The following is a 22588-nucleotide window of genomic DNA, read 5'->3' as shown; positions in this document are numbered from 1 at the left end:
CTCAACAATAAGTTCTGGCAAGATACCCTTGTTCGATGAAACGAAAGGACTTCGTACTCCGCATGAAAGATAACCTCAGTATTCGCGCCTATACACGACAGCGGCAAGGTCACGCTCATGACTATCATCAGCTAGTGTTGCCCATCCAAGGAGCAATCCATATTGAACTGACCGATTACACGGGCAGGGTTGGGGTGGGTGAATGCGTGGTTATCCAATCCGGTGTATTACATCACTTCAAAGCCAATGAAGCGGCGAGGTTTATCGTTGCTGACCTTTCTATCTTGCCCAACCAACTCTCGACCCGTGATGTGGCTGTTTTCTCCATTACTCCCCCACTGCTTAGCTTTCTTCATTTTGTCGAGAAACAGTTAGAATTCCAGCTTGATGACAACCTTGAGAAATCCCTCGTCGACGTGTTCGTGCTGCTATTGCAGCAACAACATGGCGACCCGCTCATTGACCCTAGAATTCGCGCTGCACAAACATACATCGTGCAACAGTTAGACTCGCCCCTGTCCGTTGAGGCGCTAGCAATCATTGCCTGCCTTAGCCCAACCCAATTCAAAAAACGATTTAAGGAAGCATTGGGCATCAGTGTTTATCAATACATCATTGAACAACGAATGGAGAAAGCCAAAGCACTGCTTACTCATACGGATTTGCCCATTCAGTTGGTGGCAGAGCGTGCTGGCTACACCGATGTTTCCGCCTTCAGCCGACGTTTTTCTGCAAGTTTCGGTATGTCTCCAAGAGACTTTTCACGCTAGCCCAACATCGTCCAAGGCCAAAAGCGCCTTTCCTACCAAGTATTGCGTCCGATCAGCAAAGTGATCATTAAGCCTTTCCGTTACGCTTAGTCTCAATTCCGTACAGGTCAGGACGCGCGTTGACATGAAAAATACCTTCTTAAACTTAGATAGTGCGCTGCAAGGCAGCATGGCCATTTTACTGGCATCAGTACTTTGGGGAACCACAGGCACTGCGGCAAGCCTTGCTCCCGATGTCAGCGCATTTGCCATTGGAGCTTGTTCTACCGGCTTCGGTGGCCTACTTCTGGCATTCATTGCTCGAGATTCACTGCGCGCCGACAAGCAACAGCTTATTGCTCATCGGAAGGTATTGTTCGTGGGTGCGATCGCGCTGGCTGTTTACCCTCTGGCGTTTTACTCTTCCATGCGTTTTGCAGGCGTCGCTATTGGTACGGTCGTTTCTATCGCCAGCGCACCGTTTATGACCGCCCTTATAGAGCGTCGTTTCGGCACATCACAGGTACTGACAAGCCGCTGGGTGCTCAGTATTATGTTTGGCACCGTGGGCATTGCCTTGCTGACGTTTTCTGAAGCGTCACATGAGTCCTTACAACTCGAGGCTACGCAAATCGCCACGTCGCAGATGGAAGTGTTAACCGCGCAGCAATCAAACAAACTCATTGGAGTGTTGCTCGGGTTGCTTGCGGCGCTGTCATACGCCACTTATGCATGGGTCGCCCAGCGCCTGATCGAGCAGAATGTGCAATCTGAATCAGCCATGGGCGCCATATTCGGCCTTGGTGCACTCATCTTACTCCCAACCCTTGTGTTCACCGGTGATCATCTGCTTTCTAGCCTAAATAATATTGCCGTCGTCACCTACATGGCGCTTATTCCGATGTTTCTTGGCTACGTGGTTTTCGGTTTTGGGCTGCGACACATCAACGCCAGCAAGGCAACATTACTCACCTTGTTTGAGCCTGTTGTCGCAGCGTGTTTTGCGGTTTGGATAGTGGGTGAAGTAATAACCCCTGTAGGCTGGTTGGGCATGGCGCTGATCATGATTTGTCTATTGCTTCAAGCGACAGAACGAGCCAAGCCACAACACAGCATGATGATCGCGGAGTAAGATCAAAAAAGCGGCCAAACTGGCCGCTTTCAGCATCAACTCAACCACGTGTTGGCGCTGTTATTTCGCCATCAGTGTCACAAATTCAGGTTGGTTAATCGTTGCTTTAATCAAATCCTGAACCGCCGGAGAAAGTGCATCGGCCGTTGCATTGCACGCGGTAATAGCATCAAACCCGCTCTTGAATGTGTATTTATTACTTACATCCAATGATTTACCGTTAGAAGACTTAAGCTTCAAGCCAATATCCCAGTAACCGTTTGTTAAACCAGACACTGACGAAAACTCAATCTTGGTAATTTCGCCAGTAATGTCGATGCCTTCTGCAGAAAAACGATCAGCCATTTTGAGTTCATCGTTAAACGCTTTCGTGATGAAATCAGGAATGGAAAGCCCATCTGCAGGCTCGATAGGCCCCATTAAGCGACAGTTTGAAGAAAACTGCGCGGTTTGATTCAGGGAAACAAACTCCCCCTCTACGGTTTCTAACTGTTTGAGTTTCTGAATATTGTCCACGGATACCGCGTATCGTGGTGGTTGCATGGTTGAACAAGCACTTAACGCCAACGCTGCTGCTACAACAAGTAACTTTTTCATAGATCCCTCTGAGTCCTTTTTATTATTCATCCATTAAACGGATAATTTACATCGTACAACGATGTTATTGATTCAAGTGGGTGATATTTAAGACTCGGTTCATAAGCGGATCGCGTCCTATCAGAACGTTAGCGTTTTCTTATCCAACGTCGAAGCGGGTCTGCTCCGCGGTAAATCAGCAAGGAAAGCATGATGAGCGCACAGCCTGCCACCTTATGCGCAGGCATCGACTCGCTGTACCAAACCACACTCAATATCACTGTCCACACGGGTTCCAAAATCATAATGATGGCGGCATTTGCCGCACTTGCGCCTTTCTGACCCAAGGTTTGCATCAAATAACGCAGGCTGGTTGCCACTAGCACACTCAACGTAAACCAGCCCCAGATCGAAGGCGATATGGTGTCTGGCCATGTTTCTGTCAGCAATGAAGCAATGGTTGCCACTACACCCGTCGAGAACAATTGAACACAAGTGAGAACGAGCGTTGGAATGCGTTGGGCGTAACGGTTGTTTAAATTGAAGTGAACAGCAAGAAACAGCGCCGCAAGCAAGAACCAGATTTGGCTTGGTGACAATTGCCAACCCACGCCACCTAAAGACAACAACGCAAGACCGCCCACGGCAATTGGCATCGAGAACCAAAAGATACGCGGTGGCTTTTGTTTAAATAGCAACCATGCAATCGGCGGCACAATCAGCATGGACAAGCTCATAATGAATGCGCCTTCTCCCAGTGATGTACTGACAGACATGGCAAAAATCCAGAACAAGATCGCACATGCCAGCACACAACCCACGCCTGCTGCTCGCGCTAGCACTCCTCTATCCACCACTTTCAGTTGTCGAAAGCAAAACGGAAGAATACACAATGAGGCAAGAATAAAGCGTAGGCCGATGAACCCAAACGCAGGCATACCTTGAATGGCTTCTTTGGAGAATATCCATCCCCATGCAGCCAATACAGTCGCAAACAGCAAGATCAAAGAAGCACGTTTTTCGGGCAACATTTAACACCAATAGAAAAGGGAAAAAGAAAGGCGCGGGCATTATTCCACTGGAAGAAGAGATTGAACATCGCATATTCACGATTTAACCAAAAAATGAAAAAGCGGCACTGACGTGCCGCTTGGAGAGTCGGTGCGAATCGTACCTATTTATGCTGAGCGTTCAGCGCTCTAGGGGGAATTAAGAAGCGCCAAGTCGCTAATCCTGCATCACGATTTGACCACGAATTTCACCACTACCAACCGCGGGCGTGTGAACGTTAGTGTAGTAACCTTCTGCGTTAAGTGTCGCTTGCTCTTCGGATGATAATACGGTGCTAGCTGGCGTCACCCATGCATTGGCGCTGTCTATACTCTGTTCAAGCCCAATCACCACGCCACCATTCGTACCCGCCTCTCCTTGGTGAATATGCGCGGCAACGGCATCATCCACACCTTGTGTAATGAGTGTCAGTTCAAACTGACCATTCTCGCGATTCAATAGCGCATAGCCATCACCAGTTGCTTCTGTCGCAACGGTCGGCACTTCCTGCGCACCACTTAAAGGAAAGGTAAAGAGGGAATAGTCAGGCGAGAATATCTGCCCGCGTATCTCTCCACTCTGATGAGCGGGGGTATGAAAGTTGGTGTAATACTCACCTGAGAGCATGTCGGAAAATGTCTCCATACTCAACGATGTATCCTGAGGGGCAAGCCAGACATTGGCATCTTCAGCGCTTTGGTTTAACACCACCAGCACGCCCCCGTTATTTCCTACACGCCCATTATGAATATGAGCGGCAACGGCGTCTTCAATACCTTGCGTATTCACCTGCATATTTAGTGACTCTTGATCACTGTCGTAGGCTAAATATCCCTCACCGCTGCCATCGGTCGACACACTCGGTACCTGCTGGGTACCATTCACTTTAAATGACAAGATGGTAGTGGTTTTCGGTACGATCTGTGCGCGGATCTCGCCAGAAGGAACCGCATCGGTATGAACATTGATATACCAATCTCCGTTCAACAGAGCTTCCTTCTCGTTATAGCTCAACCCGTTTTCACGCACTTCCAAAAAACGACGGTCGCCATGCTTCCATTTGCGCTTTTTGGGCTCTTCAAAGGTGAATAGAACGCCGCCGGTTTGCCCTATTCCACCAGTGTGAATATGTGCAAACTTGAAACCTTCAATATCATCAACAAAAAGCTTTGCCCGCAACTTGCTACGTTTTTCATCTAACTTGACGTTGGCGCGAGTCGTTAACTCTGACCCATTCAACGGCACAGCCTGATCGCTGCTCAAGGTTAACTTATACGTCTGTGTGGCTTCAAAACCACATGCTGAGAGCAAAAATAGCGTCAGCACGACTAGTATGTTTTTCATCCATCGATCCTCATCTTTCCATAAATAAGGCCAAAACAGCCCTTCACAGAAAAAGACGCGAGATGACACACCACGGATGCAGTCAGGCGCGTTTTATTCCTTCATCCTTGTGATGCTCACAATCCCGAACCATGTCTATCAGGTTTGAGACAGTTTCACGCACATTAAAAAGCGATCATGTTGAATAAGCTTCGGGCGTCACGGCGACTGGTGGGGATTCCATCAAGGTTTAGTGAAATGCAGCATACCTTTGTCGATCACTGATGTTCCATTGCCCCAAGTGCCGACCAAAGATTGCTCGCCAGAAGACGCCAACATGCCTTTGCCTGATTCACTGCCCATCTTCCAATCAAAGTGAAGTTCAATGCCGGTCACCGCATCTGGTGTGGTATTGCTTCCCCAGACTGATTGCCCTCTTACCTTCTTGGTGTTCATCGTGACAGTTCCTGTTATCGTGCCACTGTTCATCACAGGGCCAACGCCACCTTGAATTGTGCCTTTGATTTTCCCGCCCGACGTGGCTCCCAAATCGATAAACACTGTGTCGTGTGAAATAGGAAATAGTGTTGATGATGTGCCCGACCAAGCGCCTTTGAGCAAGTTTGACCATACTTGTCCGCCGACACTTTTCTCGTAGAAGTTGGGATTCGTCTCTTCGTTCCAATTGCTGTTGATGTATTTGGCAATGGAAAATGACAACGACGGGTTGGCAACCAAATCTTTGTAAAATTGACCGCCAGTGCGATTGGCTTCCTGATCGGCATTCGAGTAAACGCCGGTTGTTTCTAAGCCAAAGCCACCCCCTTCGGTGCGTTCACTCTCTTCTTCCGCAGCGGCGTTACCGGTTTTCGCTTCAGTTTGAAAATAGGTCAGCCCCTGTTGGAAGAAATGGCCCAATTTGTCGCTACCGATACAGGTACCATGTACCTTCATTGTTGGGTTCAATATAGGAAAAATAGGGTTAGACCAAATACCGTAACTCACCCCTTTGTACTTAGTGCTGCTTTGCGCAGGAAGTGCGATTTTCGATGACGGCAGCGTATCCGCCCACACCTCAATCGCCGTTCGCCCAACGGACTGATTCACCGCTAAATCATTTGCGAGTCCTTTAACGACGATGCTTGCTTTGGGAGGTTTACCCGCGGACTTTCTCGCCATGGTCAGCGATGCATTCACTTTTTTATCAATATCAGATTCGCAATCTTTTAAACCCGCGCAATTACTTGATGTGTCTGTTTCGGCGCGTTGAATAACGCCGCTACTAAAACTCGATTGCTGTTGCATAACATGGGTAAGTTCATGGGCGATAAGCCTTCGCCCAACATCCGTCTGTGGTCGATATTGCCCCGCACCAAATACCACCTGACTGCCAACCGTATATGCGCGGGCATTAATGCTGTTGGCTGACTTTGCCGCATCGTCGTCGGTATGAATTCGAACCTGACTAAAGTCCGCCCCAAACCTAGGTTCCATGAATGAACGAGTTTGACTGTCTAATAACGCCCCTGGTTTACGCAGTGTCTGGTGAACCGCCGCAGGCACAGAGGATGTTTGTCTCGAAGGCCCTTGCTGCATGGAAGGGTTGTTAAGCAAGGGGGTATTCTGTGCTTTTCTTTGCACACCCAACTGGCTAGAACCGCTAGCGCTGTTACGCGCTGAACATACTCCCCCGCATGAACACGCTCCCTGAATGGCAGACGTTGGCATGCTCACCACCTTATCTGCAATCCGATCTGCCTCTTGCTCGAACACATCATGACTGCTGCCAATGGTCAGTTTGGCTTGCAAGGGCAATGGCCTTGCTGTGACTGGCATTGGGCGAGCCATCGTTGGAAAGCCGGAATGTGGGCTTGATACGCCATGGTGTGAGTCGCTGGTGATGTAACGTGGCTGAAAGCTAAACATAGTGGCCTCTTTAATTTCATGCAGCCTGCTAAAAGCTTAATCAGCAAAAATAGACACGCTGTCTTTATTTGGACACTAGCCGCCAAGAACCGATGTTCAACCAATCAAAGGGGTTCGTAAACGTTGGTTCATAAACGTCGGTTAATAGACGTTGGTTAATAGAAGTTGGTTAATAGTGGCTGGTTAATAAATTGTGACAATGTCACTTGTCTTGTGATTTTTCAGATTTGCCCATTAATGCGTCAAGCACGAGGTTTCATTGCTGTTAGGCTCAAAGTGACATCCATTACTGCAAGGGATAAGCATGAAAAAATTGTTATTGGTCGCGACAATAGCGCTATCTGCATTCGCGCACGCTGATCAGCTAGAAGACATTCAAGAAGCGGGCGTTATTCGCGTTGGCACTACGGGTGACTATAAGCCTTTTTCGTTTTTTGATGGCAATAGCTACTCCGGCTATGACATAGATGTGGCGCAGCATGTGGCCGACCAATTGGGTGTCAAACTCGAAATCGTTCCTACTACATGGAAGGGCCTTGTCAGCAATTTACAAGAAGACAAATATGACATTGCGATGGGCGGCATCACACGCCGTATGTCTCGTCAGTTGGCGGCAGAGCAAACCCAGGGCTACATGGTGTTTGGCAAATGTTTCTTAGTGGCAGACGGGAAGGTTGAACAGTTTGATTCCTTGGAAGAAGTGAACAAGCCGTCAGTCAGAGTGGGCGTGAATATCGGCGGTACCAACGAGAAGTTTGCCGAGGCCAACCTGCCCAATGCTACGTTCACCAAGTTCGAGAACAACCTTGATGTTCCTAAAGCGGTCGCTGCGGGCAAGATTGATGTGATGGTTACCGAAACCCCTGAAGGCGTTTTCTATGACGTCACGGATAAGCGACTTGATGCTTCTCGCTGTGATGAACCGTTCACGCGCAGCCAGTTTGGTTATCTGATCCCGAAAGGCGAGCAGCGTATGTTGAATACGGTTAATTTCATTTTGGATGAGATGGTATTGAAAGGCGTTCAAGACGACCTGATGGCAAAGAATCAGCTCAAATAAACCCGCGTAAGCGTCTATACCCATGCAACCTGAAGATACGCGGTTCAGGTTGCTTGGGTCAATTCACCTTGCAACTTGCGCGTTCATAAACACACACTTAGAAACATACATTTAGAAACATAGACAACAGCGTTAAATCAGATAAGGGGTCGATATGCTTCGTTTCTTCACCATCGAATCTGGCGTTATCACTGAAATTCATGCTTACGACTTTACCGACATGAATCAGCTGATCGCGAAAGCTGCATGGATAGATGCCCATGACCCTAGCGAACATGAACGAGAAGTGGTGAGTTCGCTACTGAAAATCGAACTTCCGGAATCTGACGATGTTGATGAAATCGAATCGTCCGCCCGCTTTTTCGTCGACCGACGCGGCTTGCATGTTCACTCTTTGTTTTTGGCGAAAAGTGAAGGTAAACACAATACGGTGTCTGTTGCCTGTATTTTGCAAAGTCAGCGACTCATTACTATTCGTGATGGTGATATTGCAGATTTTCGTCTGATGAGGCTTCGTGCTCGGCGTGGACAGATACGCTGCAAAGACATAGAAACCTTACTGCTCACCATGCTGGAACAAAAAGTCGAAAACCATGCAGACATGCTCGAAGATCTTCACCGAGGGTTAGAGAAAATCAGCCACGCTGTGTTGGAAGACGATGATTCCGACCTCGAAGAATGCATTAGCCAACTGGCAAGGCAAGAAGACAGCAACGGAAAAGTGCGCCTGTGTTTGATGGACACACAACGTGCGATATCCTTCCTACTAAGGCACTTACAATCACGCAGTGAACACCGCGAAGACTTGAATGAAATCGTACGAGACATTGATGCCCTGCTCTCTCACACCACCTTTTTATTCGACAAAATAAACTTCTTGATGGACTCCACCCAAGGCTTCATCAATATCGAACAAAACCAAATCATCAAGATTTTCTCTATCGCTGCCGTGGTATTTCTACCTCCAACGGTTATCGCCAGTATCTACGGCATGAACTTCGAACATATGCCGTTATTATCCTGGGACTATGGCTACCCGTTTGCGTTGGGATTGATGGTCGCTTCCGGCTTTGCACCGTTGGTGTATTTTAAGAAAAAAGGATGGTTGTGACGCTAACGCTAGGCCTACCTTAGGCTTAGCTGTTCACTTAACGAAAATCATCAATAATATTTTCACCCCATTTTTCGGATTTCCAAAGATAGGCATCAGGGGAGAGTTCCGATGCGCGAGCGTAAGCGACTCTGGCTTCCGCTTCCGTTTTTTCTAAATCTCCACCCAAGGTGATCGCCCAAACGAACGTCCCTTTTTTATCTGTGGTTTTATAAACTGCGATCTTGTATTCAAGATCTGCATCACCAACTTCTGCTAAATAATTGAGTAAGTCTGTCTCTCGATACGCTGAAGCAATAACAGGAAACCAATTATGCTGTGACACTTGGTTGTCATTAATCGCGCTGATATCTACTAAGGAATTCGATAATGCGGCAACGCTGACATTCGTGCTTTGAAGTGATTTAGGGTTGTTCGCCTCGTCTACTAAAGGTGAAAGCAATGTGGCTTGCACTCTTAACTCATTAAGCGTCGTTTCCGTCTGCTTTGCGACGAGCTTTAACCTCTCGTTTTCTTTTTGATGTTCCGCTACTTGCTTCTCTAGATCGCTTTTCGCTACCTTGTGTTGTTTTATTTCGCTTTCTAACTTTATCTGCGCTTGCCTTTGCTCGTATTGAAGCTCGTAGAGTTTTTTGATGTGGTCAATAGCAAATGCCCAAATCAACGCCCCAGCGACAATACCCGCAATACAAGCCTGGAACCAACGTCCATCGAACCACGAAAGCGGACTTCCCTGCTTCCCATTCTTCAGTGCCTCGACTTCAATTTTCAGTTTCTCGTATTCAAGCTGTTTTTTCTGCAGTTCTAGACTCTGTATCGCCGCTTCATGTTTACCATCGGAATTAGGCATAACTCACTCTCCTCAAAGTGTATCAATCAATTATGTCACCCAATTTCCATCGTCGGTTTTACATATCTGAGACGAGGCGGCTCAAATGGCTCGCCCCAACACAAATAAAACAGTTAAGCTCAAAACGGTAATATTTAGCAAAATAATGAGCCATACTGTTCACTCTTGGTTTGTAGCTATCGGTATTCTGGTGTCATTCATTACAAAGGAGTGCCACCATGAAAAAGACATTGTTAATCCCATTGATTGCCGCCATTTCATTTGGCAGCCAAGCACTGACATTAACCAGCCATGACATTCAAGAAGGGACGCGAATGGCAGATACATTCGCCTTTCAAGGATTTGGTTGTACCGGAGATAACCTTTCCCCGCAGCTGGAATGGAAAGATGCGCCGAAAGGAACCAAGAGTTTTGCGATCACCGCGTATGACCCAGACGCCCCAACGGGTAGCGGTTGGTGGCATTGGGTTGCCTTGGATATTCCCGCGTCACAGTACAGTGCTGAACGTGGCGCATCAGGCAAACTTGATGGCGTGCGTGAAATGACCAACGATTATGGAATGACGGGGTTTGGTGGCGCTTGCCCGCCAAAAGATCACGGCATGCACCGATACCAGTTTACGGTTTGGGCTTTGCCAACTGAAAAACTAGAACTGCCGAAGAATCCATCAAATGCATTGATTGGTTACATGCTTAACGCGTCAGCATTGGGCAGCGCAACGCTCACAGCAACCTATGTCAGTGAATAATTCAGAAGCAAACTTCTGTTGCAAACTTCGGTAGCAAACGTCCATAGCAAACGTCTGTAGCAAGTTTCGGCAGCAAACTAACGAGGAAAGTGAATGACGAAAACACTGGTGCAAGCAGGGCAATTTCGCGGTGCGACATCGCAACCGCTTCGCAATGTGCTGATTTACGCACCAACGATTATCTGGGTCAATCAAGGCCATAAGAAGCTTTGGTGGCACGACGAGCCTCGTCATTACACACAAGAAGATTGGCTGGTTGTGCCCGCCAATCATCACCTCACCTTTGTCAACGAGCCTTCCCATGTTGCGTTTTACTCACGCACATTGACCTTTCTTGTGCCGCCACCCGACGAATGGCTGGAAGCGTCTCGCCACGTGAACGCCAATCAAGAACCAAGATTGACTGTCACACCACAACTCGCCTTTTGCTTCGATCTGCTTTTTGGCATGAATGACAAGGCACTCGCGATAGAGACGCAGCAACAGTTTCTGATGGGGTTTTATGCCGAGTTGAAACAGCTTGGCGCGCTTCATCTGCTATTTCCAGACAAGGAAGGCGCGCTCAGGGAGCGACTCGCAAGCTACCTTAGCTTAAATCCCGGTGAACCCCACAGCGTGGAAAGTGTGGCATCGCACTTTTCAATGAGCCCCGCCACGTTGAAACGCAAGCTCTCCGCTGAAGCCACCTCGTTCAGACAAATTTTGACGCAGATAAGAATGGGCTACGCCCTTTCACTGATGCAAAAATCTGGCAACCAACTCAACGTTGCGCTGGCATGTGGTTATCAATCCGAAGTACGTTTTGCTCATCGTTTCAAGGACACCTTTGGCCTAACACCAAAAGAGTATGTGCGAACCCTCTAGCAAGACATTCAATGGTTGAGTGCCCGCGATGACGATGGTGTTACGCTACCTCGCCGATACCAAAATACATCACCCATTGACACAAGTAGAACGATCGCTCTACATTATAGGTAGAAGGTTCATTCTACTTGTGAGTATTTATGCTTGATGTTCAGATCGCCGAAAAACTTGAACTCGCGTTCAGCCAACATGGATTCGCTGAACCAAGCGTGTCGAAGCTTCAGGCCTCATGCGGCGTGAGCTTGCGAACACTCTACAAATACTACCCTTCAAAAGAAGCGATGATTGTTGGCGCATTAAACTACCGCCATCAAAGATACCTTTCCTTTCTGCTTGATAACGCGCCCTCTAACGAGCGAGATGCCGTGACGTACATCTTCGATCAGCTTGAAATGTGGATGGAAAACTACGCTCCCCATGGCTGTTTGTCGCTCAATGCGCTTGCCGCATTTCCGGACAACTCTTCGATATGTCAGGCCGTTAATCAACACAAGGAAGACGTTCGCCAGTTACTCGGAAAACAAAGTGGCCGACGTGACCTAGCCGCCGCGCTTTATCTTCTCCATGAGGGTGTATCCAACGCGTGGCCAGTGATAGGAACAGAGTCGGTGTCGGAAGCTAAGAAGATCATTCACGTATTACTGGGAGAAAAATAGATGTCAGATTTACCGAAAACGATGCACGCCGTTGAGCTAGTCGGACACGGTGGCCCCGAAATGCTTCAGTATCGTGAAGATGTGATTGTGCCGACACCGAAATCCAATGAAGTACTGGTAAAAGTGCACGCAGCTGGGGTCAATAATACAGACATTAATACCCGCATTGGTTGGTACTCAAAAGGCGATAACGACAGCGCTGATGCCAGTTGGTCTGGCAATGCGCTGCAATTGCCGCGCATTCAAGGGATTGATGTCTGCGGTGTCATTGTGGCTGTGGGTGAGAATATCGCGTCTTCTCGCATTGGAGAACGCGTTCTCCTTGAACCTTGCCTTTATGAAGGCGATAACCAGCCGCTCTCTCAACCTTGGTTTTTAGGCTCAGAATGTCATGGTGGTTTTGCAGAATATACCGTTATTGCATCTCGTCACGCTTATGCGGTCAATAGCGATCTCACCTCTATCGAACTGGCGTCTTTTCCTTGCTCGTATTCAACCGCTGAAAACATGCTGACTCGATCTCGTGTGTCAGCAAAAGATACCGTGTTGGTCTCGGGTGCATCTGGTGGCGTTGGGTCTGCAGCCGTCCAGTTGATTAAAGCACGCGGCGCGAAAGTCATCGCTATCACTAGCCCAAACAAAGAAGAACAACTGCGTGAGTTGGGCGCTGATGAAGTGATTTTCAGAGACCAAGACCTTGTGGCTGCATTGGGGTCGAATAGTGTTGATGTCGTGATCGATTTGGTGGCAGGTGCTACATGGCCAGCATTTCTGGACGTGCTGCGATCAGGCGGTCGTTACGCGGTGTCGGGCGCGATCGGCGGGCCTCTGGTCGAACTCGACGTCAGAACACTTTATCTAAAAGATCTCAGCTTTTTCGGCTGCACCGCGTTAGAGCCTGAGGTGTTTGGCAATCTTGTTTCCCTCATCGAAACAGGCAAGATCAAACCCATTGTCGCACAGATATTCCCGCTCAACGCGATCAACCAAGCCCAAGAATCCTTTGTCGCCAAAAAATACGTTGGGAAATTGGTGCTGACGATTGATGATCAGGCTTAACGCCATCACGCTTCACTCCTTGACGGTTAGCCCAATGGAGAGGCAACTCGCCTCTCCATTTCTTCATGCCTTAAAATTACTCTTTATCATTCTGTATAGGGAGAAATAACAATCTAGAAAAAGATGTTCATTCTAAGCAGTATTAACACCACACCTATTAACACACTCAACAAACCCGTAAATTCCCACATATCACCGGAATGTGCGCAGTTATCCGAACAAGATCCCACTTTCATTCTTACACTCAGCGAAATAAACCACATCTGTGACCATGTAAACAATGTGGTTAATTGCCATTTTAACGCTGTCATGAACAAGAGCCACATCACGAAATAGCCCTCAATAAACACGTACATTCAACCTGTATAGACAACTTAATAGATGTATAAGCAAGGTGATATGTATGCTTTCGACGCTGCTTTCTGAACAACGAATTTCCATTATTGATTCCGCATCAGATTGGGAAAATGCCATCAATTTGGTGTGTGCGCCATTGATTGAATCTGGCGACATTAAAGCGGACTACAAGGATGCGATCGTTAAGACCACGCAGGATCTTGGTCCCTATTATGTCCTCGCGCCAATGATAGCTATGCCACATGCACGTCCTGAAGAAGGTGTCGTCAATAACTCACTTTCATTGCTTATCGTCCGTAATGGCGTTGAGTTTCACAGTGAAGATAACGACCCAGTGAAACTGCTTTTATTGCTTGCCGCCAAAGACAGCAATCAACACATCGAATTGATCACTTCTATCTCTGAGTTTTTCTGTAGCGATGAGGATGTCCTCGCCGTTATCAACGCTCAGAACACACAAGAAATCATTGAAATAATTAAAAAATATTGAGGGAAACACTATGCGTATTATGGCCGTTTGTAGCACAGGTCTTGGTTCTTCTTTCATGATCGAAATGAAAGTAAAAGAAATCATGCGTGATTTGGGTATCGATGCAGAAGTAGAGCACACGGATTTGGGTTCAGTGACACCGGACATGGCTGACGTGTTCATTTGTACCAAGGATTTGGCAGACAGTATTCACGCTGGCGATGTTATTTCTATTCCTAACATCACCGACAAAGTCGCAATGAAAGAAAAGATTGAAGCTTACTTAAACCGTAATTAGAGGGTGTGGCTATGCTTGACTTCATCACTGATATTCTTAGTACTCCAGCTATTCTGATTGGCTTGGTTGCCCTATTAGGCTTGGCAATTCAGAAGAAATCGAGTTCCGACGTTATTAAAGGTTCAATCAAAACCATCCTAGGTTTTATTGTAATTGGCGGCGGTGCTGGCATTCTTGTTTCAGCGGTAACACCTATGGGTGTGCTCATGGAAGAAGGTTTCAGCCTACGCGGCGTTATCCCAAATAACGAAGCGATTTACGCGACAGCCATGGCGGATTTTGGTGCCTCAACGTCACTTATTATGGCGTTTGGTATGGTGGCTAATATCTTCTTTGCTCGCTTTAGTAAATTCAAATACATCTTCCTGACTGGCCACCACACGCTATACATGGCATGTATGATCGCCATCATTTTGAGTGTTGCTGGATTTAGCGGTGCCATGCTGGTGTTCCTAGGTTCCGTCACCCTGGGCCTTATCATGGTGCTTTTCCCTGCCATGGCACAGCCGTTCATGCGCAAGATTACAGGCAGTGATGATGTCGCGTTTGGCCACTTCTCAACCGTAGGCTATGTGGCTTCAGGTCTGGTCGGTCAGTTAGTCGGCAAAGGTTCAAAAAGCACCGAAGAGATGAACTTACCGAAGAACCTTGTGTTCCTTCGTGACTCTTCAATCTCTATCTCTCTTACCATGGGTATCATCTACCTTATTCTTGTTTTAGCAGCAGGCTCTGAGTTTGTTACAGAGAACTTGAGTAACGGTCAAAATCCTATTGTTTACGCGATTTTAACCGCGATTGGTTTTGCCGCTGGTGTGTTCGTGATCCTTCAAGGTGTGCGCTTGGTTCTTGCTGAAATCGTACCCGCCTTTAACGGTATTTCTCAGAAATTGGTGCCTAACGCTAAACCTGCACTGGATTGTCCAATCGTATTCCCGTACGCACAGAACGCGGTTCTTATCGGCTTCTTGTGCAGCTTCTTGGGTGGTTTGGTAAGCATGGGCATCTTGGGTGTGATGGAATTAACCTTGATTCTACCTGGCGTGGTTCCTCACTTCTTCACGGGTGCAACCGCGGGCGTTTTCGGTAACGCAACGGGCGGTCGCCGCGGCGCAGCAGTCGGCTCATTCGTCAACGGTGTTGTCATTACCTTCCTTACGCTATGGCTTCTACCGGTACTGGGTGACCTTGGTTTTGCCAACACAACGTTCTCTGACTCTGATTTCGCTATCACAGGTATCTTCCTTGGCTACCTCGCGATGATCGGCAAAGAAGCAGTGGTTCTGGGTATTGCTCTAGTAGCAGGTCTTGTACTGAGCACTAACTTCTTGGGCAAGAAAACACCACAAACTGCAGAAAACAACTAATTCCCAAGCGGGCTGAGTGCCAGCCCGCTAACCCAATTCCCCCGAGGTAACTATGCAATCTTCACTTGATCTGCGTGAGATTGAGTCATTCAATCTGTCTATCAAAAAAGAAATGGCAACAGCGCTTTTGAACATGGGTTATGGACATTTCGGTGGCTGTCTCTCTGTCACCGAAACCCTTGCCTGCCTTTATGGCCGATACCTAAAACACGACCCTGCCAATCCGCAAATGAAAGACCGAGATCTGTTTGTGCTATCAAAAGGTCACGCTGGCCCAGCACTTTACGCGACCTTAGCACTGCGCGGTTTCTTTGACCTGTCATGGTTAAAAACCATTAACGCCAATGGCACCAATTTGCCAAGCCACGCTGACATGAACAAAACGCCGGGCGTTGATATGACAACAGGCTCTCTTGGTCAGGGTATTTCATGCGCAACAGGCATGGCGGCTGGTTCAGATTCTAACGTATTTACCATTGTCGGCGACGGCGAGCTTCAAGAAGGCCAATGCTGGGAAGCGATTCAGTTTGCAGCCCACCACAAACTCAGCAACCTAGTGGTTTTTGTTGATAACAACAAACGCCAACTCGATGGTGACATCAACGACATTCAAGCGTCTTTTGATCTTCAGAAGAAGTTCGAATCTTTCGGTTTCCAATCGCTGTCTGTCGACGGTGGAAACGTTGAAGCAATTTGTCACGCCATCGAACAAGCCATCGCGACGGATGACCGCCCTACCGCCATTGTTCTCGATACCGAAAAAGGCCAAGGCATGCAGAGTGTGGTTTCTATTTCTGCCAACCACCATTTACGTCTAGACGACAATTTGCGCGCTGCGATTGAAGCAGACATTGCCCTGTTGGATGCAAAAATTGAGGAACTAAAATGAGCAAAGAACTTCGAGTTATCCACGCAGAAATGCTGATGGAACTGGCTGAACAACATGATGATGTCATGGTTTTGGAAGCCGATTTGATGGGTAGCGTCAGTACCCGCAAATTCGCAGACGCTTTTCCGAAGAATTTCCTGCAATGCGGCATCGCTGAAGCCAACATGATTGGCGTTGCGTCTGGTTTATCTGCGGTTGGTAAGGTGCCGTTTGTTCACTCTTTTGGCTGTTTCGCTACACGTCGTTGCTATGATCAGATTTTCCTCGCCGGCGGATATGCGGGACAGCACATCAACATCTTCGGCAGTGATGCGGGTGTCACAGCCGTGACCAATGGCGGCACGCATATGCCGTTTGAAGACACCGGTTTGATGCGCCTTGTCCCAAATGCCACAATTGTCGATGTGTCAGATGAGCATGTTTTCCGTGCAGCAATGCGCCATGCCTATCACCGTAAGGGTGTTAACTATATTCGCTCTACGCGCAAAGATGTTCCTGCACTGTATGAGTCAGAAAGTGATATTGAAATCGGCAAAGGTAACGTCTTAAACGATGGTGAAACACTAACAATTATTGCCTCAGGCATTTGTGTTCATGATGCTCTTGAAGCTGCGGAAATCATCGAAAACAATACGGACGCTACCGTTGCGGTGATCGACATGCACACCATTAAGCCGCTGGATACAGATCTCGTCGTGAAGTACGCGCAAAAAACAGGGCGAGTGATCACCATTGAGAACCACAACATTGTGGGCGGTTTGGGTGATGCGGTTGCAAGCGAATTGTTGTCTTCTGGTGTTGCGCTTAAGCAATTCCATAAGCTCGGTGTGAATGAACAATACGGTCAGGTTGGATCCTTAGATTATCTCAAAGATGCCTATGGGATTAGCGCCGAACGCATTGGCGATTTTTGCCTCACTGTCTTAGCTGAGAAGTAACGACTCCGTGATCAAGATCAGCGACTCGCGGTAAACCAAGCGTATTTGTTTTCACCGCGCAATAACATACACTGCTAACTGGTATCTTCTTTTAGATGCCAGTTTTTTTATCTGCACGACATCGCCGAAACGCGGCCATTTCAATAATCGAAAAAGATAATTATAAGAACACTATGACCATCAAAGTGACAGGGAAGCAGCAGGAAGTTATCGACTTTATTGAACACAAAATATCGTCAACAAACCTGAAGTCAGGCGACAAACTGGATACCGAAGCTGGCATTGCCAAACACATCGGCATTACACGTTCAACGGTACGTGAGGCCACACGTTACTTGGTTGAACAAGGCATCATCTATCGCGTTAAAGGTTCGGGGCTCTACGTTGGTTCAGGCCAAGCCGTGCAAAGCGGCAATTTTCATGAGCTTTCTCCTTTCGATCATCAAGCACAACAAGCAGGCCAAAGTGCTGTAAGACGTGTGGTTTCAAGCGCGATCATTCAAGTCCCTTCGGTTCAAATCGCCCACGCGTTGCGTATCAAGCCCAATGAACATGTCTACTATGTCGAGCGACTCATGAGCTTTGGCAATATGCCCGTCTCCTTCGAGCAAACGCACATCCCCGTTGCCATTTGCCAAGGTTTCGAGTTCAACCAAATCGAGCAATCAAAATACGGCTACATGGAACGGCTAACGGGCAAGAAAGTGCAAATGCGAGAGCAAGATATCTCGGCGTTTAACCTTCGTGATGTTGAACTGGCAGAAATGCTAGGTGTAGATACCGGACAAGCGATGATCGAGCTTAGAGAACTGGTTTCATTTGAAGACGGCACACCGTTTGAATACACCATTGCAATCATTAACAGCGACTTGTTCAATATTCATCAGGTGACTAAGCGTTAGTCTTGTTCTTCTGAGTAAAAGTCAAAACATCTAGTCTTGAGCTGATAAAGGCATAAAGGCCGCTGCATCTTTCACAAGAACAGCGGCCTTCCAAATTTGGTGGATCAAAGAAAAAAACAGGATTCACATAGTAGCTTCGCTCGGCCAAAGACTAGGCGTCCCCCCACCCTAGGGTTCTGCAACCCTATCTTTTTCGAGGCTTAAATATGCAAAAAGGCCGCTGAATTATCAGCGGCCTTTTTTAATTTGGCGGAGAGATAGGGATTTGAACCCTAGGTGGGCTATAAACCCACGCCGGTTTTCAAGACCGGTGCTTTAAACCACTCAGCCATCTCTCCGTTGTTGCGGCGAATATTAACGGCGACGTCGATTCCTGTAAACCCTTTTTTTGCACATACTGTTCGTTCGGTGATTTTGACAGCAACATGGCGATTATCGCCGCAATGACACACAGATTCGGAAAGAAATATTCATTGCAACCGCATTTACTTATCTCAACTCTATGCCGTTTGAACAGCCAAATCACAGGAATATCTTCAACAACCCTTTCTTTTAGCCACACATCCTGATAGAAGTGACGATAATAGACACATGAAGTACAGATTTTCGCGCAAATGATCCACTAGAATTGGAAAAATAGCGCTTTAATTACATGTATCCAAACACGTGATGCTCAAACAAATTAGGATAACAATGCAACTTAACGACTTTCTGTTAAAACTCGCTAACACGCCGGAACTTGTCGAATTCGAAGAGACAATGAGTGTAGTTGACGGGCTTTACGACTTTTCCCCAAGCCAGTTTGTAAATGGAAGCCTGACCAACAAAGCAGGCCAAAATTCTGGATCGTGCAAGATCATGGCCTTTGGCAAACTGCATGGACTTGATGAGCGATCTGTTCTTGCGTGTTTTGGGCGTTATTACCGAGAAGACGTGCTAGGTCACCCTAGCGGAAGTGATCACCAAAATATTCGTAATTTCATTGCCACTGGCTGGAAAGGCGTGTCTTTCGACCGTGTTCCGTTAACACCAAAATTTTCTGTCGCTTAATCGTTGTTCTAATTCTAAAGAGCAAACATAAAAACACAGGCTCCTAAGAGCCTGTTTTTTTTCTAGCAATTCGTATTGCTGCGTTTATCCGTCTTGGTTAATTTTCACAATCAGTTCATCTTGAACACGGGCCGCATGTTCGTTCGGAACCTGACAAGTGCCCGCATTTTCATGACCACCGCCATTGTAGTGAAGCATCAACTCCCCAATATTGGTTGTTGATGAGCGATCAAAAATAGACTTGCCGCAAGCAAACACGGTGTTCTGCTTCTTCAAACCCCAAAGCACGTGAATGGAGATATTGCACTGCGGGAATACGGCATAGATTTCAAATCGATTGCCCGCCCAAATGGGATCTTCATGCCTTAAATCGAGTAGCACTAGATTTCCGCAAACCGAGGCGCAACGTCTTAACTGTTCTTGGAATTTTTCACGGTGCTCAAAATAAACATCGGCTCGCTCTTTCACGTCCGGTAACGCCATGATCTCGGTTATCGACTTATCTCGACAATGTTCTATCAAATCCATCATCAATTCATAGTTCGAGATCCGAAATTCTCTGAAACGCCCCAAGCCCGTTCGAGCATCCATAATGAAGTTAAGTAACCCCCACTCTTTGGGGTAGAGCACTTCATCCTTGGTGTATTGTGCAGAGTCTCCTTTGTCCACCTCTTCCATCATTTCATCCCATTCATTGGGAAAGGTGTTTTCTCCGCCAAAGTGCTTCCATACAACTCTCGCCGCTGACGGGGCATCAGGGTCAATAATATAGTTAGCATTGAGGTCCTGATTACGGATCAACTCTGAGGCATGGTGGTCAATACAAAGGTGCGCCTTAGCGTTATAGGGCAGGTTTGTGGTGATGTCATATTCGTTGATATCGATTACGCCATCTTGCATGTCTTTCGGGTGTACAAATTTGATTTCGTCGATTAAATCAATGTGCTTAAGCAACACTGCACACACTAACCCGTCAAAGTCGCTTCGGGTGATAAGACGGTATCGTCTTTCTGACATAGCATTGCTCCATCTCAAGAGTTCGGGGGGACCCCTTTTCGCTCAATAGCCTATTGTGCTTCATTACATACTCTCTTAAGAATAAGACGAATACCCAATTCTGCAACTTGAAGACGAGACCGAGTTCACTTAGTTGGTTGGCAAAAAAGAAAAAAGCCGCAACGCGGCTTCTATTTTGGAAGGAAATTTTCAGCGAGCATACACCTAACGCTTCCGCCTCCGATGGTCTCAATCGTCGACACATCGATGGGTACTAACTTTCCATGTCTGCGCAATATGCTTTTTTGCTCAAGCGTGAATGCGTTATAGGCAGAGAGTGACATGGCGATGAGTCGCTCATCTTTATCATTTTTCAACTGCAAAACGTTACCGCAAAACTGCCCCATTTGTTCTTCACTAATCGAGATAACATCTTTGGTCTTCTGAAGTGAAGTCAATACTCGACGACGTTCAAATTCTTCAATGATTTCGTCACAAATTACTGCAAAACCTTCCCCGACGGCCATCATCACGTTGGTGTGATAGACAGGCGACCCAGATGACATCTTAGTATCAAAGTAAATGACCTCTCGAAATCCAACTGCATCGACGTATTCTTGAAGCAGTTGTCGATCGCATCGCACGGATAAGGCGGCATAAACCGTTGAGTTGCTGTGGTCCATGATCATCACGCCTGTACTTTCCAAATATCTCTGAGGTAAAGTGATATTTCCGATGTCATGAAAGGTTGGGGCTTTAAATCCTGACGCTATTAAAGCCTCAGTAAGTGCTTGCGGACGAACTTCTCGACGTCGATTTTCACAGGCCATTGGGAACAGATAGATCTCACCATCGAGCGAGGTAGAAAACCAATTGTTGGGAAATACAGCATCAGGTGTTTCGACGCCATTTTTGGCGTAGTCCATGACGGTGACTGTCACACCATGGCTTCTCAGTAGTTCAACCATTTGGTTAAATTCTGCCAATGCCTTTTCTTTGACCTGAGTTTCAGGGAGAGTCAGCGACGTTTGGAATTCATTGTCAGCACTGGTTTCTGTATTGAACTTAAAATCAACGGGCGGCACCATCACAACAGCGTTCGTTGTATGTACAGCATGAAACTGAGAGTGGATCGATTCTCTAGGAAATGATGCGACCATAAAAACACCTCAACATCTAATTAACATTATTGTAATAAGGTTTATTTTAGTCATTGGATCGCAGAAAAGTTGCCTAAATGAGAGAGCAATTCAAGCGTCGGCATCAATATATAACTTAAAAGTCATTGATTCATAGTTAATGTACCTATGAGGCACGTCTTATGCCCTTCACTTTATCTTAACGTATTGCCATTAGGACAGGGTGATAAGATCGGGATTGATACCTGCACTTCGCTTGTATTCGGCAATCACGATTTCACTTCGAGTTTGGATGACCCCTGGCAGTTGAATGATTCTGGTCGACATAAACTGTTGATAGGATTTTATATTCTTGACTCTCACCTTCACCATGGCATCAAAGTCGCCTGACAGTGAGTAACACTCCTCAATCTCAGGGATCAACATGGCAGATTTGGCAAATTTATCGAAGATTGAAAGATTGGTTTGGTCAAGACGCATATGGATAAACACCACCACATCCAAACCCAATTTCTCAGCTGAAATATCAGCATGGTAGCCAGAGATATACCCTTCCCGCTCTAGCCGTTTCACACGCTCAGAGCAAGGTGTGGTGGTAAGGTTCACACGCTTGGCAAGCTCAACAACGGGCAAGCGTCCGTTGGTTTGCAGAATACGGAGAATGTCGATGTCGGTGCGATCGAGGGTGGAGGTGTTGTTTCCTGACATAGCGCGCCTTTCGGAGAAAGTCCTTTTAGTCATGAGATTGTATTCAGTTTCACAAACAAACGACACCTTTTGTGGCATCTAATCGAAATAACGTCAAACGATTGTCTGACGTTTGGAGTGCGCAGGGCTACACAGGAAGTTACTGAAATTCAAGATTTATGCGTGACTTCAACACTGGCTAAGCGACACCCTGTATAATCAGGAGCAATTTGCCATCACAGGCTTCAAATCAATTGATTTTAGAAGAAGAAATTCGAGACAAAAAAAAGCCCAGCCAACTGACTAGACGTTCGAATAAGTGGTGCGGGAGCTGGATTTTATCGGGCAAACCCTTTGCAACGGCGTGAGGGTTGTGAGTCCGACGAACTGCTAG

The 22588-nt window shown here is 47.0% G+C and carries 23 protein-coding genes and 1 tRNA gene; 15 read left to right on the top strand and 9 right to left on the bottom strand.

Annotated features, from left to right (window positions below):
• The first annotated feature begins 62 nt into the window (after positions 1-62).
• Both Q365_RS0109960 and Q365_RS0109950 read left to right on the top strand, forming a co-directional pair.
• Entirely contained in the window at positions 63-770 is a 708-nt protein-coding gene (locus tag Q365_RS0109960; RefSeq protein ID WP_028023211.1) for an AraC family transcriptional regulator, read from the top strand.
• Positions 771-894: 124 nt separating this feature from the next.
• Positions 895-1881 carry a DMT family transporter gene (locus Q365_RS0109950; RefSeq protein WP_028023210.1) on the top strand — a complete coding sequence of 329 codons (987 nt, stop codon included), beginning with the start codon at positions 895-897 and terminating at the stop codon, positions 1879-1881.
• Between the two features lie 60 nt (positions 1882-1941).
• Here Q365_RS0109950 and Q365_RS25585 read toward each other — a convergent pair whose 3' ends face one another.
• From Q365_RS25585 to Q365_RS26115, 4 genes are all read right to left on the bottom strand, one after another.
• Complete coding sequence (locus Q365_RS25585; protein ID WP_051563779.1) at positions 1942-2478, bottom strand: hypothetical protein; 537 nt, start codon at positions 2476-2478, stop codon at positions 1942-1944.
• A 128-nt stretch (positions 2479-2606) separates the two neighbouring features.
• On the bottom strand, positions 2607-3488 hold the full coding sequence (locus tag Q365_RS0109940; RefSeq protein WP_028023209.1) for a DMT family transporter: 882 nt from the start codon (positions 3486-3488) through the stop codon (positions 2607-2609).
• 196 nt (positions 3489-3684) lie between these two features.
• The gene (locus Q365_RS0109935) at positions 3685-4851 is read right to left on the bottom strand and encodes a CHRD domain-containing protein (protein ID WP_028023208.1); all 1167 of its coding nucleotides are present in this window, start codon (positions 4849-4851) and stop codon (positions 3685-3687) included.
• A 222-nt stretch (positions 4852-5073) separates the two neighbouring features.
• A complete protein-coding gene (locus Q365_RS26115) occupies positions 5074-6756 on the bottom strand; it encodes an eCIS core domain-containing protein (protein ID WP_051563778.1) in 1683 nt (560 codons plus the stop codon).
• A 304-nt stretch (positions 6757-7060) separates the two neighbouring features.
• Here Q365_RS26115 and Q365_RS0109925 point away from each other — a divergent pair, with 304 nt between their 5' ends.
• Together Q365_RS0109925 and corA are read left to right on the top strand one after the other, a co-directional pair.
• Positions 7061-7816, top strand: coding sequence for a transporter substrate-binding domain-containing protein (locus Q365_RS0109925; RefSeq protein ID WP_028023207.1), 756 nt, complete (start codon positions 7061-7063; stop codon positions 7814-7816).
• A gap of 154 nt (positions 7817-7970) precedes the next feature.
• Positions 7971-8927, top strand: a complete 957-nt coding sequence (gene corA / locus Q365_RS0109920; RefSeq protein WP_028023206.1) for a magnesium/cobalt transporter CorA — start codon at positions 7971-7973, stop codon at positions 8925-8927.
• Positions 8928-8964: 37 nt separating this feature from the next.
• Here corA and Q365_RS0109915 read toward each other — a convergent pair whose 3' ends face one another.
• The gene (locus Q365_RS0109915; protein ID WP_028023205.1) at positions 8965-9777 is read right to left on the bottom strand and encodes a hypothetical protein; all 813 of its coding nucleotides are present in this window, start codon (positions 9775-9777) and stop codon (positions 8965-8967) included.
• A gap of 218 nt (positions 9778-9995) precedes the next feature.
• Here Q365_RS0109915 and Q365_RS0109910 point away from each other — a divergent pair, with 218 nt between their 5' ends.
• The 10 genes from Q365_RS0109910 to Q365_RS0109865 all read left to right on the top strand — a co-directional run bounded on the left by Q365_RS0109910 (position 9996) and on the right by Q365_RS0109865 (position 18322).
• On the top strand, positions 9996-10526 hold the full coding sequence (locus tag Q365_RS0109910) for a YbhB/YbcL family Raf kinase inhibitor-like protein (RefSeq protein WP_028023204.1): 531 nt from the start codon (positions 9996-9998) through the stop codon (positions 10524-10526).
• A 93-nt stretch (positions 10527-10619) separates the two neighbouring features.
• Positions 10620-11390: a helix-turn-helix transcriptional regulator gene (locus Q365_RS0109905; protein WP_028023203.1), complete on the top strand. Its 771-nt coding sequence runs from the start codon at positions 10620-10622 to the stop codon at positions 11388-11390.
• A gap of 140 nt (positions 11391-11530) precedes the next feature.
• The gene (locus Q365_RS0109900; RefSeq protein ID WP_028023202.1) at positions 11531-12046 is read left to right on the top strand and encodes a TetR/AcrR family transcriptional regulator; all 516 of its coding nucleotides are present in this window, start codon (positions 11531-11533) and stop codon (positions 12044-12046) included.
• Complete coding sequence (locus Q365_RS0109895; RefSeq protein ID WP_028023201.1) at positions 12047-13105, top strand: alcohol dehydrogenase family protein; 1059 nt, start codon at positions 12047-12049, stop codon at positions 13103-13105.
• 403 nt (positions 13106-13508) lie between these two features.
• Positions 13509-13952, top strand: a complete 444-nt coding sequence (locus tag Q365_RS0109890; RefSeq protein WP_028023200.1) for a PTS sugar transporter subunit IIA — start codon at positions 13509-13511, stop codon at positions 13950-13952.
• A gap of 10 nt (positions 13953-13962) precedes the next feature.
• On the top strand, positions 13963-14229 hold the full coding sequence (locus tag Q365_RS0109885) for a PTS sugar transporter subunit IIB (RefSeq protein WP_028023199.1): 267 nt from the start codon (positions 13963-13965) through the stop codon (positions 14227-14229).
• A gap of 11 nt (positions 14230-14240) precedes the next feature.
• Positions 14241-15593, top strand: coding sequence for a PTS ascorbate transporter subunit IIC (locus Q365_RS0109880; RefSeq protein WP_028023198.1), 1353 nt, complete (start codon positions 14241-14243; stop codon positions 15591-15593).
• A 52-nt stretch (positions 15594-15645) separates the two neighbouring features.
• On the top strand, positions 15646-16482 hold the full coding sequence (locus Q365_RS0109875) for a transketolase (RefSeq protein ID WP_028023197.1): 837 nt from the start codon (positions 15646-15648) through the stop codon (positions 16480-16482).
• Positions 16479-17420, top strand: coding sequence for a transketolase family protein (locus Q365_RS0109870; RefSeq protein ID WP_028023196.1), 942 nt, complete (start codon positions 16479-16481; stop codon positions 17418-17420). The genes Q365_RS0109875 and Q365_RS0109870 overlap by 4 nt, the downstream gene beginning before the upstream one ends.
• A 173-nt stretch (positions 17421-17593) precedes the next feature.
• Positions 17594-18322, top strand: coding sequence for a GntR family transcriptional regulator (locus tag Q365_RS0109865; RefSeq protein WP_028023195.1), 729 nt, complete (start codon positions 17594-17596; stop codon positions 18320-18322).
• 247 nt (positions 18323-18569) lie between these two features.
• Here Q365_RS0109865 and Q365_RS0109860 read toward each other — a convergent pair.
• Positions 18570-18660: transfer RNA gene (locus tag Q365_RS0109860), tRNA-Ser, on the bottom strand.
• Between the two features lie 355 nt (positions 18661-19015).
• Here Q365_RS0109860 and Q365_RS0109855 point away from each other — a divergent pair.
• Entirely contained in the window at positions 19016-19372 is a 357-nt protein-coding gene (locus Q365_RS0109855) for a HopJ type III effector protein (protein WP_028023194.1), read from the top strand.
• Positions 19373-19456: 84 nt separating this feature from the next.
• Here Q365_RS0109855 and Q365_RS0109850 read toward each other — a convergent pair whose 3' ends face one another.
• The 3 genes from Q365_RS0109850 to Q365_RS0109840 form a co-directional block, all read right to left on the bottom strand.
• A complete protein-coding gene (locus Q365_RS0109850; RefSeq protein ID WP_028023193.1) occupies positions 19457-20389 on the bottom strand; it encodes a DHH family phosphoesterase in 933 nt (310 codons plus the stop codon).
• 170 nt (positions 20390-20559) lie between these two features.
• Positions 20560-21528, bottom strand: a complete 969-nt coding sequence (locus Q365_RS0109845) for an arginine deiminase-related protein (RefSeq protein ID WP_028023192.1) — start codon at positions 21526-21528, stop codon at positions 20560-20562.
• 192 nt (positions 21529-21720) lie between these two features.
• Entirely contained in the window at positions 21721-22215 is a 495-nt protein-coding gene (locus Q365_RS0109840) for an Lrp/AsnC family transcriptional regulator (protein WP_028023191.1), read from the bottom strand.
• Positions 22216-22588 lie beyond the last annotated feature (373 nt).

The organism is Enterovibrio calviensis DSM 14347, assembly GCF_000621165.1.
GTDB classification, from domain to species: Bacteria; Pseudomonadota; Gammaproteobacteria; order Enterobacterales; family Vibrionaceae; genus Enterovibrio; species Enterovibrio calviensis.
The sequence above is the reverse complement of the archived record's forward strand: the minus strand, read 5'-3'. Positions and strand labels throughout refer to the sequence as shown.